Source organism: Microbacterium sp. (assembly GCF_041641055.1).
Taxonomy (GTDB): Bacteria; Actinomycetota; Actinomycetes; order Actinomycetales; family Microbacteriaceae; genus Microbacterium.
Genome location: NZ_JBEPZB010000005.1, coordinates 29,791 through 45,327 on the forward strand (window position 1 = coordinate 29,791; position 15,537 = coordinate 45,327).

Sequence of the window (15,537 nt, forward strand, 5' to 3'; positions counted from 1 at the left end):
GCGCATGACCGAGGCGCGAACCCCCGCATCGCCCGCCGCTCTCACCGTCCTGCGACGGATTCCGGCGACCCTGACCATGATGGCGCTGATCATCGCGGTCGGCGTGATCTGGCAGGGCCTGTGGCGGCCGTTCGAGGAGAGCGAGCTGTTCGGCGCGGTGGCGTACGGTCTGCCCAACCTCGCCGAGGGCAAGTGGTGGACTCCGTTCACCGGCACCTTCTTCGTCAATGCACCGTGGGTGTACGTGTTCACGATCTCGGGATTCTGGGGCATGGCGTTCCTGGAGTTCCGCCGGGGCACCAGGGTGGCGCTCGCCTACTACTGGGTCGGTCAGCTCTTCGCGATCCTGGCCACGGCGCTGGTGCTCTTCTTCGCATCCCAGCTGCCGTGGGCCTGGGCGCAGGAGCAGGCTCAGGCTCTCGACGTCGGCGCCTCCGGCGGCACGATGGCATGCATCGCTGCAGCGATCGGTCTCTTCAGAGCGCCGTGGCGAGTGCGCGGCTGGCTCGTGCTGCTCGGGTTCGTCTTCGTCGCGATGCTGTTCTGGGGCGCACTCGCCGATCTCGAGCATCTGCTCGCCGTGCTGCTGATCCTCGTCGTCGACCGCACGCTGCGCGTGCAGCGCACCACGGTGCGGGAGCAGCGCCTGATCGCCACGATCTCGCTCCTCGTGCTCGGCGCGATCGAGATCATCACGACACTCGTCGCGACGGACGGCCCCTTCGGGCCGACGGAGTCCGCGTCAGGAGGCTTCATCGATCTGGCGATCGACCTCGTCGTCATCGGCGTGCTCGTGAACGGACTGCGCCGCGGCCGCCGCTGGTCGTGGGTCCTCGTGATCCTGCTCGGCCTCTTCAACATCCTGGTCGCGGCACTCGTGGTCACACTCATCACCGTCTTCTCGCAGGCGCAGGTCGACCTCCGATGGGACGGTGACACGGAGCTCGCGGTCGCGAACGGCTTCCTCTGGGCGGTGCTGCTCGTGTACCTGGTCGCGGTGCGGCGGGCGTTCCGGGCCAGGCGGAAGTCGCTGCTCGGCGCACCGCCGGCTCCGACGGTGGACGAGGTGAAGAGCGCCCTGCGCACGCACGGCGGTGGCACCCTCTCCTGGATGTCGACCTGGGACGGCAACAGCTACGCCCGCTCGGCGCACGGCATCGTCGCATTCCAGCGTCGCAGTGGAGTGGCGCTCGCGCTCGCGGATCCCATCGGCAGGCCGGACGGTCGCGCCGACGCCGTCACGGAGTTCATCCGCTCGGCCGAGAACGCGGGGCTCGTACCGTGCTTCTTCAGTGCGGACGAGGCCACACGTCAGGCCGTGCCGTCGACCTGGCGCAGCATCGTGGTCGCCGACGACACCATCGTCGATCTGCCGGGGCTCGAATTCACCGGCAAGCGCTGGAACTCGGTGCGGACCTCGTTGAACAGGGCAGGGCGTGATGAGATGACGTTCCGGATGACGCAGCTGAAGGCGGAGTCGTGGGGCGTGCAGCAGCAGCTCAGGGCGATCTCGGAGGCGTGGGTGGGAGACAAGGACCTCCCCGAGATGCGGTTCACGCTCGGCACGCTGGAGGAGGCGGAGGATCCGGAGGTCCGGCTCGCGCTGGCGATCGCCCCCAACGGCGATGTCGACGGCTTCCTCTCCTGGCTGCCCGTCTACGCCGAGGGTGGCGCGGTGCGCGGGTGGACCCTCGATCTCATGCGGCGTCGCGACGGCGGCTTCGCGCCGGTCATGGAGTTCCTGATCGGCTCATCCGCGAAGACGTTCTCGGAGGAGGCCGCCGAGATCATGTCCCTCTCCGGCGCTCCGCTCGCGCACGACTATCCGCCGGATGCCGGCATGATCGCCGCCCTGAGCGAGCGCCTGGCCGAAGCGCTCGAGCCCGTCTACGGGTTCGGCTCGCTGCACCGTTTCAAGCAGAAGTTCCACCCTCGCTACGAGACCATGTACCTGCTGTTCCGCGACGAGAGCGATCTCGCGGCGATCGGCACAGCACTCACCCGGGCGTTCCTGCCGGATGCCACGCTGCGGCAGTTCGCGGGTGCCGGACTGGAGCTGGTGCGCGGCGGGAAGGAATGAGTCTCAGCCGTCGCGTGGAGGCTTGCGGAGCCGCTTGACGTCGGTGCGTCGCTGCTTCGCCTTCAACCGCCGCTCCGTCGAGCCACGGCTCGGCTTCGTCGGTCGGCGCGTCGGCGACGGCGGCCGGAGCGCCTCGGCGACCAGGGAGGCGAGCCGCTCCCGCGCCGCATCCCGGTTGCGCAGCTGCGCGCGGTGCTCGGACGCGGCGATCGTCAGCACGCCGTTCACCAGTCGGCCGCCGAGGCGATCGAGGATGCGCTCGCGCTGGTGCGGGGTGAGCACGGTGCTCCCCGCCGCATCCCAGAGCAGCTCGACCCGCGAGTCGGCCGTGTTGACGCCCTGCCCGCCCGGGCCGGACGACCGCGAGAACCGCCACGACAGCTCGGCCTCGGGGATCGTCAGGCCTGACGAGATCCGCAGTCCGGGGCGATGAGGGGCGGCCATGGATCCATCATCCCCGATACGGCGGACGTGTCCGAGCGGGTCTTCACGGTTCAGCTATCTACGGAATTAGGAGTCGATCGATCGGCGGGGACAATCCCGCGGAGGTCTCACTTCGCGACGACGCGGTGACGATCTTGGGACTCCCGATCAACTCAGCTCCCCACAAGTTCTGCACCGAGGTCGCTGCCGGGGCAGCTCGCCGTCTCCTGGAAGAGCGTGCGGATGACCGAAAGCTCTTGAACCGCGCAATTTGTGATCGTTAGCTCAACATCTGGCACGGCATAGCAACGTCAAGACTCGGACGGGCACGCGATGAAGTTGCGACAAGATACGGCGAGGAATTTTCGGATCCGACGATCGAGACGCGCCGCGGGCGGCACGGATGGACCTCGGCCGCCGCGCGGCGAGTCGCGGCGCCAGGTGCGAGGGGGCCACCCGCGCAACCATCAGCAGTCGGTAGCGCAGGCGGGATCTTGGCGTCCTTCGCGGATGTGTGCAACTAGAGCACGATCTCCGGACTGTGTTCGCGTATTGCAGCATTTCCGCAACCGCGTGAGAGCATCGATTTCCCGAACGCGGCAACTAAAGTTTGACAATGAGGCGGCCGCACGCCTGCAACGACTGGAACCACTCTGGCCCTTCATCAACGCAAAGCGTTGCGCGAGGAGCCATGTTCGGAAAAATATGAGCCTCCGCCGCGTTATGAGGTAGTCTTTTTTCCGAACGAGGGAATGATCATGGCCGCCACCCCAACTCCGATGCCTGAAGCAGAGGTAGTGCGTGAAGCTACGCGACGCCTGCTTGAGGTGCTGCCGCCGAGCTGGTCGGGCGAACTTGTCGCGCCGCCCGCCGTCGGGCCGCTCCGGCGCAACGACGCCGAGTTGACAGTGCGCGCACCAAGCGGCGCGGCCGCAATCGTCCCCATCGAGGCGAAACGAATCATTGAAGGCCGGGACGTTGCAACGATCGCCGAAGGCGCGGGCTCGCACATCGGGTCATCAGGCTCGAACCTCATTGTGATGGCACGCTATCTCCCAGCGACCGTTCGAGACAGGTTGACTGATGCCGGGCTCTCCTGGGCTGATGCAACTGGCAACATGCGAGTAAGTCTGACTTGGCCAGGCCTGTTCGTATTCAGTCGAGGCGCGGATAGCGACCCATGGCGGGGGCCGGGTCGACCAAAGGGGACACTCAAGGGGGCGCCGGCGGCCAAAGTGGTGCGTGCGCTCATCGACTTCGATCGCGAATGGTCGATGCGTGACCTCGCTGAGGTATCGCGAGCATCCACAGGCGCAACCTACCGCGTCGTCGAGTTCTTGGAGGAGGAAGGCTTGGTCGAGCGGGCCAACAGTCGTGTTGTCGCGCGCGACTGGCAGTCAATTCTGCGGCGATGGAGTGCCGATTACAGCTTCACGCGCACTAATCAGACCAGCAAATGGATCGCGCCACGCGGCATCGACGACGTGTTGGCGCGCGCACGCGAGACCAGCGACCTTCGCTACGCGATTACGAGCACCGTCGCGGCTTCCCGACGGGCACCCTATGCCCCGCCTCGCTCGCTGATGGTCTATGCAGAATCCTCCGACGAGATTGCTGATGCCTGGGATCTGCGCCCCGCCGAAAGCGGCACAAATGTCGTGCTTGCACAGCCGACCTATGAGGTGGTCTTCGAGCGGGCGGACGCGTGGGATGGAATGACGATGGCGGCCCTATCTCAGGTCGCGGTCGACCTCTTGACAGGCCCGGGCCGGAGCCCCTCAGAGGCCGAGGAACTTATCAATTGGATGTCGCGCAATGAACCAGTCTGGCGCCGATAGCCCGCTAGGTCGCAAAGACCTGCTGGTCGCGGCACGATCCGCGCTCCTCGATGCACTTGGGGCGCTTGAGGCTCAGCGTGATGCCGTCATTGTCATCGGTGCACAGGCGATCTACCTGCGGACGAAGGCCTCACCCGTTGCACTTGCCGAGGCTACCAAGGACAGCGATCTCGCGCTTGACCCGCGGGAGCTCGCCGAAGACCCGAAGGTCGAGGAGGCGATGACGAGTGCGCGCTTCTACCCCAACCCGTTCTCCGGGAATCCGGGTGAGTGGATGAACCCAGTCGGCATCCCGGTAGACCTGATGGTCCCCGAGGCGCTATCCGGCCCGGGAGCGGCGGGTACCCGCGGAGCCCGCATTCCGCCGCACAGCCGTCGTGCGACCAGGCGCGCCGTCGGCCTTGAGGCGGCACTCGTCGACAATTCTGTGCTCGACGTTGCGGCACTCGATCCTTTGGATTCCCGCGTCTACCGTGTACGTGTGGCGGGACTGGCGGCCCTTCTTGTCGCGAAGCTACACAAGCTGGGCGAGCGGGCCCTCCGGAGTCCCGACCGGCTCGTCGATAAGGATGCTCACGACATTTATCGAATCCTTGTCGACGCACCCACGGACGAGCTCGCCAGGACCGTGATTCGGCTCACTTCGGACGAACTCGCTGGTCGCGTGACTATCAAGGCGCTCGAGTATCTTCGCGAACTGTTCGTGGTAGGCCCAGAAGCGACAGGGTCAACGATGGCTGGCCGCGCTGAAGAAGGAATCGGCGATCCCGCATTCGTCTCGCAGTCCGTGTCGTTTCTCGCCGCAGACCTCGTCAAGGCAATCGAGGAACTACAGTGCGTGGCGGAATAGTCGAGGATTCTCTGTAGAGCGGTCTTCCACAGCAACTAGCGTTCCGTGCGTGCGGTGGTGTCACTCATGGGGTCCTCATGATCGGTGCGATCGTCGCTGTGTGCACTTTGCTCTTCCCGAAGGGTGTCGGCGAGGTACGGGCAGACGCCCAGGAAGTGGACGCGACGGCGGGAGTCGAACCCGCAACGCCATCAGGTATGAACTGTGGCCCGGGACCGCCCGGATCGCCGCGATGAGACCGACGCTACCGGTCCGCCGACCGGAAGGCCAGGAACGTTGCGGGGGTTGACACAGTGAGTCGCGAGATGACGGATGCCGTCACGCGGCGTCATCCGCCCGGCCGTCGGTACGGCATCCGCCCCTGTCGTCCGTGCGGTGTACGGTCGCCTCATGGCCGTCGCTGAGGACCTCGCCCCCACCAGCCTGAAGACCCACCGCTACCTGCGCCTGTCGCTGGTCCTGATCGTGTTCACGCTTCTTCTCAGCGTCGCCCTGCAGAGCATCGTCGTGTCCTGGGAGCCGCTGCTGTTCGGCTGGCGCCCGCTCTCCTCGATCAGCCACGCGTTCTACACTCCGGCGCGCGACGTCTTCGTCGGGACGCTGATGGCGGCATCCATCGCGCTGCTCGCGCTCTCCGGCCGCAGTCGCTCGACGACCCTGCTCGACGTCTGCGCGATCTTCGCACCGCTCATCGCGATCGTCCCCACGGGCATCGCCGACACCCGCGCGGTCGGCGAGATCCCGTGCCCGACGGCATCGGAGTGCATCCCGACCGAGTACGTGGGCGGCGCCAAGGCCGGGATCGCCGTCTACGCCGTGGTGGTCGTCGTCGTGGTCGTCACGATGGCCGTGATCCGTCGCCACCCCCGCACGCGCGACGCCCCGGGAGTCGCCGCACGCGGCAGTGCCCGGTCGGCGACGCTGGTGTCGATCATCGCGCTCGTCACCGCGGCCACCATGACCGTGCTCGCCTTCTCCCCCGCCCTGAACGACGGTTTCCCGTTCAACCTCTGGCCCGTGGGCAGCATCCATTTCGCCGCGACCCTGCTGTTCTTCGGCGTCTTCGCCGCCGTTCCGATCCTGCACGCCGGCGGTCCGGTGGAGCCGGGCGAGACACCGCCCTCGCCCCGCCAGCGCGCGATCTACCGCTGGATCGCCGGCCTGCTCATCGTCGACCTCGTGGTGCTCGTGGCCGCTCTGCTGTTCCGGCAGGTGTTCGGCGAGACTCCCGTCGTGCTGATCGGCGAGGCCGTTGCGCTCGTGCTGTTCGCGGTCTTCTGGTGGGTGCAGACCTTCCAGCGCTGGGACGATCCGAACGCGCCGTCGCTCATCGGCCGGGCGGCCTCACGGACGTGACGACGGCGGTGCGTCGAGCGCCCTCTGCAACCGACCCAGCGCTTCCCTGAGCGCGGTGCGCTCGGGTTCCGGGAACGTCGTCGTGTACTCGACCCCCTCGGGGATCCACAGCAGCGCGTACATCGCCTCCCGCCAGTCCGACCCGCCGAAGGGCCAGCGCGTGCGGGTCTCGCCGTCCGGCGTCGCACCGTCGGACCAGGGCCCGAAGATCTCCTGCATGGCGGGGAAGGGAAGCTCCATCACGGCATCCGCTTCGATCTTCTGCGGCGACCATGAGGCGGCGATGAGCACGCGCTCGTCGATCTCCTCCGGTGTGAGGGGGCGGCGGTCGAACAGCACCCTGGTGTGCTCGACGGCCTCGATGCGGTCGACGCGGAACGTCCGCCAATCGGCGCGGTCGAGGTCCCAGCACAGCAGGAACCACTTGCGCCCAGACGGGGCCAGCGCATGCGGCTCCACCCGGCGGGTGCTCTCGGAGCCCTCACGGTCGACGTAGCGCAGACGCAGGCGCTCCTGGTCGCGCGTGGCGAGCGCGATCTCTCCCAGCACGACGGGCGACACGACCGGCCCGTCGCCCATACGAGGGGACTGCACGGACGCCGCGAGCGCGTTGACACGGCGGCGCAACGGCGACGGGAGCACCTGCTCGAGCTTCGCGAGGGCGGTGAGGGTCACCTCTGGCCCGCCGACCAGCTGCTGCGTCGCCGCGACACGCAACCCGATCGCCATGGTCACCGCCTCGTCATCGGTGAGCAGCAGCGGGGGCACGGCGCTGCCCGCCTCCAGCCGATATCCACCCGCGGCACCCGGGATCGACTCGACCCGGTAGCCGAGCTCACGGAGTCGGTCGACGTCGCGCCGCACAGTCCGCTCGGTGACGCCGAGACGTGTCGCGAGCTCGGCGCCCGGCCAGTGCCGATGCGTCTGCAGCAGGTTGAGCAGTGCGAGAGCGCGAGTGGTGGTGTCGGACATGCCTCCAGATTGGCAGACATCGCGGACAGGATCTGTCCTGGTTCCTTCCTACGCTCGCCTCATGTCCCACGAAAACATCATCGAATCGGAGGGCCTGACCAAGGTCTTCACCGTCAAGAAGAAGTCGGTCGACGCGGTCACCGATCTCTCCTTCACCGCGGTCCGCGGCGAGCTCGTCGCCTTCCTCGGCCCGAACGGCGCCGGCAAGTCCACGAGCCTGCGGATGCTGACCACACTGATCCCGCCGACCTCCGGCACCGCACGCGTGGTCGGCCAGGACATCCGCACGGACTCCGCCGGCGTCCGCGCACGCATCGGATATGTCGGCCAGCTCACCAGCGGCAGCTTCTCGCAGCGGGTGCGGGATGAGCTGCTCAGTCAGGGCGCCTTCTACGGCATGACGCGACGCGACAGCATCCGTCGTGCCGACGAGCTGATCGAATCGCTCGACCTCGCGTCGTTCGCGACGCGGTCGGTCCAGCAGCTGAGCGGAGGCCAGAAGCGGCGACTCGACATCGCGCTCGGACTCATGCACGCCCCGCCGCTGATCTTCCTCGACGAACCCTCGACAGGACTCGATCCGCAGAGCAGGGCGAACCTGTGGGAGCACATCCTCGACCTGCGCACCCAGCACGGGACGACGGTCTTCCTCACGACCCACTACCTCGAGGAGGCCGATCGGTACGCCGAGCGCGTCATGGTCATGGACAAGGGCCGGATCATCGCCGACGACGATGCCACCTCCCTCAAGGCCACCCTCGCCGGCGACGTGCTCACGTTCGGCTTCGCGAGCGACGCGGATGCCGCGAGCGCCCGCCCTGTCGTCGCCGGCCTCAGCACGGCCGAGGTGTCGCTGGACGGCGACTCGCTCTCCCTCGCCGTGCCGGACGGCGATCGCCTGCTGCCCGTGATCGTCCGGGAGCTGGATGCCGCCGGCATCCTCGTCCGTCGCGCGACCGGAGTCCCGCCCACCCTCGATGACGTCTTCCTCGCCCTGACCGGTCGCACGCTGCGCGAAGCGGGCGAGGGCGGTGCGGACGCATCCGACACCGACGCCAACACCGACGCCGACACCGACGCCGACGCGACCGACAAGACCGCCGACAAGACAGGAGCCCTCTCATGACCGACACGCTCGTGCGCCCGAATCTCGTGCGCGACACCAGGAACGTCCTCACCCGCGAGCTCCGGCCGGTGCTGCGCGACCCCTTCACCCTGATCTTCAGCCTGCTGCAGCCGCTGGTCTTCCTCGGCCTGTTCGCACCGCTGCTGATCGGCGGATCCGGTCAGCCCGCGGGCGAGACCCTCGCCTGGTTCGTGCCCGGAGTGCTGGTGATGATCGTGCTGTTCGGGACCGGCGCCACCGGCTCGAACCTCCAGTACGAGATGATGACGGGCTCACATGAGCGGACCCTGGTCGCCCCGCTCGCCCGCTCGTCCCTGCTCGTCGGCCGGGCGCTCAAGGAGATCGCGCCCATCGTGGTGCAGGCCCTCGTCATCGTGCTGATCGCCTGGCCGTTCGGTTTCGCGATCGACCTGCCCGGACTTCTCATCGGACTCGCTCTGCTGGCCGTCTTCGGAGTCGGACTCGGCTCGCTGTCGTACTCGCTCGCGCTCGCCACCAAGGATCGCGAATGGCTGTTCTGGGGAGTGCAGCAGTCGCTGATCTTCCCGCTGCTGATCCTCTCCGGCATGCTCCTGCCCCTCGACGACGGCCCGGCCTGGATGCGGGCGGTCGCCTCGGTGAACCCCGTCAACTGGGTCGTCCAGGCCGAGCGCGCGCTGTTCGCCGGGGACCTCGGCGACATCACCGTGCTGTGGGGATGGCTGTCGGCGCTGGCCGTGGCCGTCGTCGGGCTCGCGGTCGGTGTGCGGGCGATCCGTCGCAGCAGCTGATCGCCCGGCGAACCCGGACGAAGCGGCGCGGGACCGGTCCGTCGTCTCCCGCTCTGGCGGCGGATGGCGCGGGAGCGGCGCGGGAGCGGCGCGGGACCGGAGGGTGATCAGCGCCGGATCGAGTCGTGGAACGGGTTCGGCTCGAGGGTGAAGTCGGTGCTCGCATCCGCCCAGGTGCCGCCATCCACCGGCTGACGGCCGCGACGCAGCGCACCGAGCGCGCGCGTGGCCGGCACGCCGACGGCGAGCGCGGCAGTCCCGCTCAGCGTCTGATCTTCGGAGCCGAGCACGCTGGCCCGGTGCCACGCCTCGTGCAGCGCTCCGCCCCTGGCCTCCGGCACCCGTCGGTGCGGCAGTGCGCCTGCCCGGCGCAGGGCGACGAGCTGCTCCACATGCTGCCACCACGTCGACTCCGCGGACGGGTGGAAGTAGTTGTCACGCAGCCAGGCGGGATGCGGATGCCGGAAGCGCCCTGCCACGACCTCGCTGCGCCCGCCGAGCAGACCGCTGCCGACGAACACGGTGTTCAGCAGGCTCTTGCTCACCCCGAACGAGTCGAGGGCGATCACCGGCACACCGGATGCCACGGCTTCGACGGCCGCGGTCGAGCTCACGGTCACGAGCCCTGCCGCCGTCGACAGCGCCTGCGCCATCGAGCCGTACGAGACGACGAGGTTGTCGGGCCGTCGCGCGGGGAGAAGGTCGAGGTACGGGTCGCGTTCGAGGTGGGTCTCGGTCTCTCCCGGACGCGAGCGCAGCTTCACCACCACGCGGCGGCGGGGGTCGGCCTCGGCGGCGCGCACCAGGGTCGCCGCGATCTCGGCGCGCTCGGCCCGCGCGACCGGCACCAGCGCCTGGGCGGCGAACACGAGGTCGGTCGCCGGCATCCGCACGGACCTCGGCTGCTCCGGTCGCTCGGCGACGAGGGTCGCCGTCGGCCGGGCGGCGTCGGCGGCGAGCACCTGCATCCGGTCTCCGACGAGCATCCGGGAACGGGTCCGCGCGAACGGCAGCGTCGCGAGCGCGGTCGGCACCTGCACGCCGATGCGCTCGCCCAGTTCGGTGAACGCCCGCTGCTCCCGGTGCGAGTGCACCACGAGCAGGTCGGCGTGCCGGCGGTAATCGAGCGCGCCGCGCTGAGCGGGAATGGCCATGCCCGGGAGCCCGGCGACGACGACCGGACGGTGCGTGAGGCCGTCGATCACCCGGCCCATCAGGCGCACGAACGGCCCGCGACCGGCCAGCAGCACCACGTCGGGACGCTGCCCTTCGAGCCATCCGGCCGCTCGAGCGAAGGCCACGCGGGTGACGTCCTCGGCGAGCATCCCGGTGCCGGACAGCGCGGTGCGCTGCTGCTCGACGCTCGCCGTCAGCGGCGTCTGCACCAGCAGCAGATGGCGACGGATGCCGGGGACGCTGCCGAGCAGCGACGCCGACCACTTCACGAACGAGTCGGCGTCGGCGATCGCGACCACCATGAGCGCCCCCGAGCCGGTCATGCCGGAACGCGACGCAGCTTCGCCATGGGCGCGCGCTCGCTGTCGAAGACGCGCTTCACCCCGTCGCCGAGTGCGGTCTCGATCACGCGGATGTCGCGGACGAGGTGCTCGAGGCCGGTGGGCTCGAGCGATGCGGCGTGATCCGAGCCCCACATGGTGCGGTCGAGGGTGATGTGCCGCTCGACCGCGACTGCGCCGATCGCGACGGCGGCGAGGGAGATCTGCAGACCGCGCTCGTGACCGGAGTACCCGACAGGGACACCGGGGTAGCGGTCGCGCAGCGTGGCGATCGCGCGCAGGTTGGCCTCTTCCGGCTCGAGCGGATAGGTCGAGGTGGCGTGCATCAGGACGACGCGATCGGTGCCGAGCGTCGCGAGCGCCCGGTCGATCTGCTCGATCGTCGACATTCCGGTCGAGAGGATGATCGGCTTGCCCGTCTCGCGCAGCGCGAGCAGCAGCTCGGTGTCGGTCAGGCTGGCCGAGGCGACCTTGTGCGCGACGACGCCGAGGTCCTCGAGGAAGTCGACGCTCGGCACGTCCCACGGGGACGCGAACCAGTCGAGACCGAGCATCGTGGCGTGGTCGCCGATCGCGATGTACTCGTCGCGGCCGAACTCGACCCTGCGGCGGTAGTCGAGGTAGCTCATGGTGCCCCAGGGCGTCTCGCGCGGGACGTCGCGCATGTGCTCCGGCGTCGAGATCTCCGGCGTCCGCTTCTGGAACTTCACGGCGTCAGCGCCGGCCTTGGCCGCGACATCGATCAGGCGCTTGGCGATGTCGACGTCGCCGTTGTGGTTGAGGCCGATCTCCGCGATGAGATAGGCGGGATGACCGCCTCCGATCACACGTGATCCGATGCTGACAGTCATGATTCCTCCGGTCGTCGAAATGGCCTTCTCCCCTGAGTACGCGCCGGGGGTGAACGGCGCGCGACAGGAGGGTTACCGGAGTCGGTCACCCAGGCAACACCCGGTCGATCAGCTCCCGCACCGCACCGTGACCGCCGCTGCGGCGCAGCACGACCCTGGCTGCCTCCTGCACGAGCGGATGCGCATTCGCGACCGCCACCGGCCAGCCGACGATGCGCAGCGCCGGCAGGTCGTTGACGTCGTTGCCGAGGTAGGCGATGTCGGCGAGCGGGATGCCGGACTCCGTGGCCCACGCGCGCAGCGCCGCCTCCTTGTCGTCGATGCCGTGCAGCACCGGCACGCGGAGCTTCTCCGCCCTGGCCCGCACGACGGCGTTCACCTCGGTGGAGAGGATGAGCATCGGGATGCCTGCTCGCCGCAGCAGCGAGACGCCCATCCCGTCCTCCCGGCTCACCCGCACGCGCTCGACGCCGTCGGCATCCACGCTCGCGGTGTCGTCGGTGTGGACGCCGTCGAAGTCCGTCACGATCGCGCGCACCGGGATGCGCTCCTCGCTCTCGTGCAGGGCGGCGAGCGCGCGGGCGATCCTCAGCTGCTGCTCGTCGTCGATCTCGATCGCCGTCCACTCCGGCACCTCGGCGATGCGGATGCGACCGAAGAAGCGATGCTCAGCCGCCCGGAAGCCGTCGGCGCGGAACACGTAGAACGCCCCCGTCTCGAGGAAGTGCGGGTCCCTGTCCTGTCGACGGGGTCGGTGGGCGGCGTCGTGGTTGAGTGCCACGGCGGCGCCGGCGGCATCCCTCCCCCACAGGAATCCGTAGGTCTCGTGGGCCGCGAAGACGCTGTCCGCGTGACCGTCCTGCACCTGCTGCACGGCATCCGTCAGCACGTCCCCGGGGATGAAGGGCGAGGTCGCCTGCAGGAACGCGACGATCCGGATGCGGTCGCCACCTGCCTCGAGCTCGTCGAGCGCGTGCAGGATCGCGCTCTCCGACGAGGCGGTGTCGCCCGAGAGCGCGGCGGGGCGGCGCACCACGCGGGCACCGGCCGCCGAGGCGACCGCGGCGATCTCGTCGTCGTCGGTGGAGACGACCACCAGGTCGATGCCGTCGGCGGCGAGCGCGGTGCGCACGGCCCGTTCGATCAGAGGCACGCCGCCGACCCTGCGCAGGTTCTTGCGCGGTACGCCCTTCGACCCACCGCGAGCCGGGATGATCGCCACCGTCATCCCGTGGTCCTCGACCCGCCGTGCATCCGCTCTCCGCTGTTCCGTCGCCATGATCCTCATCGTCCTCTGAGGGCGCGCCATGCGCGCCCGATCCTGCGGCGGCCGCCCGCCGCCGTGAGCCGCAGCTGCTCGATCCTGCCGATGCCGCCGACCGGGCGCAGCGCGCGGCGCACGACGGTCTCGCGCGGAGCCCCGGGGAGCCGCAGCTCGGCGAGGCGGTCCGGTGCGAAGTAGCGGGCGCGGTCGGAGGCGCTGATGCGGGCCAGCAGCTCCTCGGCCCGCGGACGCAGGTGTGCGGCCACCACCGGCTGCATGGCGTAGCCGACGGCATCGACCAGCAGCTGCATGCGCTCGGGATCGGCGAACGGCGAATCGGGACGGGTCAGAGCGTCGACGATCGTGGCGGGTATCCGGTTGCTGTTCTCGTAGGGGGTGAGTCGCGCGAGCACGGTGTCGGCGCCGACCGCGTCGATCGTCCTGCCGAACAGCGTGTGCACGGTCGGGAGCGCCGTGGAGAATCCCGCGATGACGGCCTGCGCGTCGATCCGCTCCGCCAGCAGCTCGGCGGCGAGCGCCCCCCGGTACTCGTGGAACGCGACCCCGTGCGCGTCGGCGCGGGCACGCAGCGCGTCGGCGAGGCGGGGCGGGGCCCCCGGGTGCGGCTTGAACACGACGTGCTGCGCTCCGTACCCGACCGCCCTGTCGATCATCCGCTGCTGCAGCGCGACCTCGTCGCGGTCGCTCACGAGACCGAGGGCCGACAGGTACTGTCCGAGCGCGAGCGAGCTCGGCTCACCCTGGATCCGGCTCTCGAGGTCGGCGGTGTCGTCGATGCCGGCGGCGGTCTCGGCCAGCGCCGCCGCGAACAGCGCGGGTGGCACCGGCACCGGTGTCGCCGTCGGCGCGGCCACCAGCGGCCTCACCCCCGGCACGACATCCGCATGCACGACCCTGCCGATCCGGGCGGTCACCGTGTGCGGCAGGATCACGCGCATCGGCGAGTACGTCATCAGCCCATCGCCGATGATCGTGATGCGCGCGTGCGGGAAGAGCGACAGAAGAGTGCGGGCCGGTGCCACCTGCGGACTCTGGACGAGGATCTCCAGGTCGTCCTCCAGCGCCCAGGCACGGGTCAGCAGCCGGCGCAGCACCGGCAGCTCGGGGGCCTCGGGCTGCCACGAGCTCGGGTGCAGCGGTCCGAGCACCGCGTCCAGGCCCTCGATGCGGTCGAACCGCGCCCGCAGGCTCGCGAGCGCCGGGTCGTGCGCGATGCCGACCGAGAGCTCGGGCACCGTCGACGAGACGAACGGCATGAGGATCCGCTCCCCGCGCGCGCCGAGGAGGTCGCCGTCGAGCGCGGCGGCCGCCGTCGCGAGGCCGTAGGCGCTGTGCAGGGCGAAGAGCTGAGTCATGCCGCGTGCCCGACCGTGCGCAGGAGCGGAGCGAGCACGCGCCGCCGGGGGCCGTCGAGCCGTGCCAGCACGGCCGACGCCTCCGCCGCGGGCAGCCGGCCGAGCAGCGTGCGGATGCCCGAGCGCATCTCGGCGCGCAGGCCCGGCGTCATCCGGCGGGCTCGCACGAGGTGCCGCGAGCTGAGCGCCAGCACGGTCCACACCGCCTTCGGCAGGAACCGGTCGGCCTCGACATCCGCCTCGACCAGGTCGAGCACCTCCCCCATCGCCCGCACGAAGTCCAGCTGTCGTCGGTCGCGCACCTGCGTCAGCGACGTCGCCACCCCTCTGCGATAGAGCAGGGCGGGGGCGTCGACCACGGCGAACGAGCGGGCTCGCAGGTGCAGCCGCCAGATCCAGGGCCGATCCTCGGCGGTGAAGAGTCCGGGGGTGAAGTCGGCGATGCCCTCGTCGATCAGCCGTCGGTGCAGCAGACCCGCCCACGCGAACGGATAGTCGACCATGGTCGGCTCGTTCTCGGGCAGGATCGCCGACCGCGGAGAGGCGACGGCGCCGCGCCAGGGGTACGGCGCCGACACGACCGCGCGCGCACCGCCTCTGACGGTGACGTGGTCGGTACGGAGGAAATCGCAGTCGAGCTCCTGCAGGCGACGAGCGAGGACGGCGAGCCGCTGCGGCTGCATCCAGTCGTCGCCGTCGAGGAAGCAGAACGCGTCGCCCTCGACGTGTGCGAGTCCTTGGTTGCGCGCCGTCGCGAGGCCGCGCGGTCGTGGATTGACGATGACCTCGGCGTGCGGGAAGCGCTCGGCGTACCGGCGCATCAGGGTCCCGGTGTCATCCCGCGAGCCGTCGTCGACCGCCACCAGCTTGAGCGCCGTCGGATCGTCGAACTGCCTGGTCAGCGTCTCCAGCGTCGTCGCGATGTACGCCCCCGCGTCCTTGGCGGGCAGGATGACGGTGACGAGCGGTGTGCGCACGGATCTCCCCGGGGTCGACGGTCCCGGCATGCTCTCAGGGGTTCCTTGCCGGTCGGGGAAGGGCGGGTGAACGCTCGGTGACCGGCGATGCCGCCCACCGAGCGACGGCATCCGCTGATTCGCGCCGCCGTTCCCGA

The 15,537-nt window shown here is 69.6% G+C and carries 13 protein-coding genes and 1 tRNA gene; 6 read left to right on the top strand and 8 right to left on the bottom strand.

Annotated elements, in window-relative coordinates:
• Positions 1-4 precede the first annotated feature (4 nt).
• Positions 5-2,080, top strand: coding sequence for a bifunctional lysylphosphatidylglycerol flippase/synthetase MprF (locus tag ACESK8_RS04580; protein WP_372967482.1), 2,076 nt, complete (start codon positions 5-7; stop codon positions 2,078-2,080).
• Positions 2,081-2,083: 3 nt separating this feature from the next.
• On the opposite strand, the gene arfB is transcribed toward ACESK8_RS04580, so the two are convergent.
• The gene (gene arfB, locus ACESK8_RS04585) at positions 2,084-2,524 is read right to left on the bottom strand and encodes an alternative ribosome rescue aminoacyl-tRNA hydrolase ArfB (protein WP_372967483.1); all 441 of its coding nucleotides are present in this window, start codon (positions 2,522-2,524) and stop codon (positions 2,084-2,086) included.
• Positions 2,525-3,261: 737 nt separating this feature from the next.
• On the opposite strand from arfB, the gene ACESK8_RS04590 reads away from it, so the two are divergent.
• Positions 3,262-4,341, top strand: a complete 1,080-nt coding sequence (locus tag ACESK8_RS04590; RefSeq protein ID WP_372967484.1) for a hypothetical protein — start codon at positions 3,262-3,264, stop codon at positions 4,339-4,341.
• On the top strand, positions 4,319-5,191 hold the full coding sequence (locus ACESK8_RS04595; protein WP_372967485.1) for a hypothetical protein: 873 nt from the start codon (positions 4,319-4,321) through the stop codon (positions 5,189-5,191). Before ACESK8_RS04590 ends, ACESK8_RS04595 begins: the two co-directional genes overlap by 23 nt.
• A 156-nt stretch (positions 5,192-5,347) precedes the next feature.
• Here ACESK8_RS04595 and ACESK8_RS04600 read toward each other — a convergent pair.
• Positions 5,348-5,423 (bottom strand) — tRNA-Met (locus ACESK8_RS04600).
• A gap of 158 nt (positions 5,424-5,581) precedes the next feature.
• Between ACESK8_RS04600 and ACESK8_RS04605 the strand changes: the two genes are divergently transcribed.
• Positions 5,582-6,547 (top strand): hypothetical protein, encoded by a 966-nt coding sequence (locus tag ACESK8_RS04605; RefSeq protein WP_372967486.1) that lies wholly within the window; start codon positions 5,582-5,584, stop codon positions 6,545-6,547.
• On the opposite strand, the gene ACESK8_RS04610 is transcribed toward ACESK8_RS04605, so the two are convergent.
• On the bottom strand, positions 6,536-7,519 hold the full coding sequence (locus ACESK8_RS04610) for a helix-turn-helix transcriptional regulator (protein ID WP_372967487.1): 984 nt from the start codon (positions 7,517-7,519) through the stop codon (positions 6,536-6,538). The two genes, ACESK8_RS04605 and ACESK8_RS04610, sit on opposite strands and share 12 nt — an antisense overlap.
• 61 nt (positions 7,520-7,580) lie before the next feature.
• Between ACESK8_RS04610 and ACESK8_RS04615 the strand changes: the two genes are divergently transcribed.
• On the top strand, positions 7,581-8,645 hold the full coding sequence (locus ACESK8_RS04615; RefSeq protein ID WP_372967488.1) for an ATP-binding cassette domain-containing protein: 1,065 nt from the start codon (positions 7,581-7,583) through the stop codon (positions 8,643-8,645).
• Complete coding sequence (locus ACESK8_RS04620; protein ID WP_372967489.1) at positions 8,642-9,415, top strand: ABC transporter permease; 774 nt, start codon at positions 8,642-8,644, stop codon at positions 9,413-9,415. Before ACESK8_RS04615 ends, ACESK8_RS04620 begins: the two co-directional genes overlap by 4 nt.
• A gap of 107 nt (positions 9,416-9,522) precedes the next feature.
• On the opposite strand, the gene ACESK8_RS04625 is transcribed toward ACESK8_RS04620, so the two are convergent.
• The 5 genes from ACESK8_RS04625 to ACESK8_RS04645 form a co-directional block, all read right to left on the bottom strand.
• Positions 9,523-10,914, bottom strand: coding sequence for a DUF6716 putative glycosyltransferase (locus tag ACESK8_RS04625; protein ID WP_372967490.1), 1,392 nt, complete (start codon positions 10,912-10,914; stop codon positions 9,523-9,525).
• On the bottom strand, positions 10,911-11,783 hold the full coding sequence (locus ACESK8_RS04630) for an N-acetylneuraminate synthase family protein (protein WP_060928668.1): 873 nt from the start codon (positions 11,781-11,783) through the stop codon (positions 10,911-10,913). Before ACESK8_RS04630 ends, ACESK8_RS04625 begins: the two co-directional genes overlap by 4 nt.
• An 85-nt stretch (positions 11,784-11,868) precedes the next feature.
• The gene (locus ACESK8_RS04635; RefSeq protein ID WP_372967491.1) at positions 11,869-13,062 is read right to left on the bottom strand and encodes a cytidylyltransferase domain-containing protein; all 1,194 of its coding nucleotides are present in this window, start codon (positions 13,060-13,062) and stop codon (positions 11,869-11,871) included.
• A 5-nt stretch (positions 13,063-13,067) separates the two neighbouring features.
• A complete protein-coding gene (locus ACESK8_RS04640) occupies positions 13,068-14,423 on the bottom strand; it encodes a polysialyltransferase family glycosyltransferase (RefSeq protein ID WP_372967492.1) in 1,356 nt (451 codons plus the stop codon).
• Positions 14,420-15,400, bottom strand: coding sequence for a glycosyltransferase family 2 protein (locus ACESK8_RS04645; RefSeq protein ID WP_372967493.1), 981 nt, complete (start codon positions 15,398-15,400; stop codon positions 14,420-14,422). Before ACESK8_RS04645 ends, ACESK8_RS04640 begins: the two co-directional genes overlap by 4 nt.
• Between the last annotated feature and the right edge of the window lie 137 nt (positions 15,401-15,537).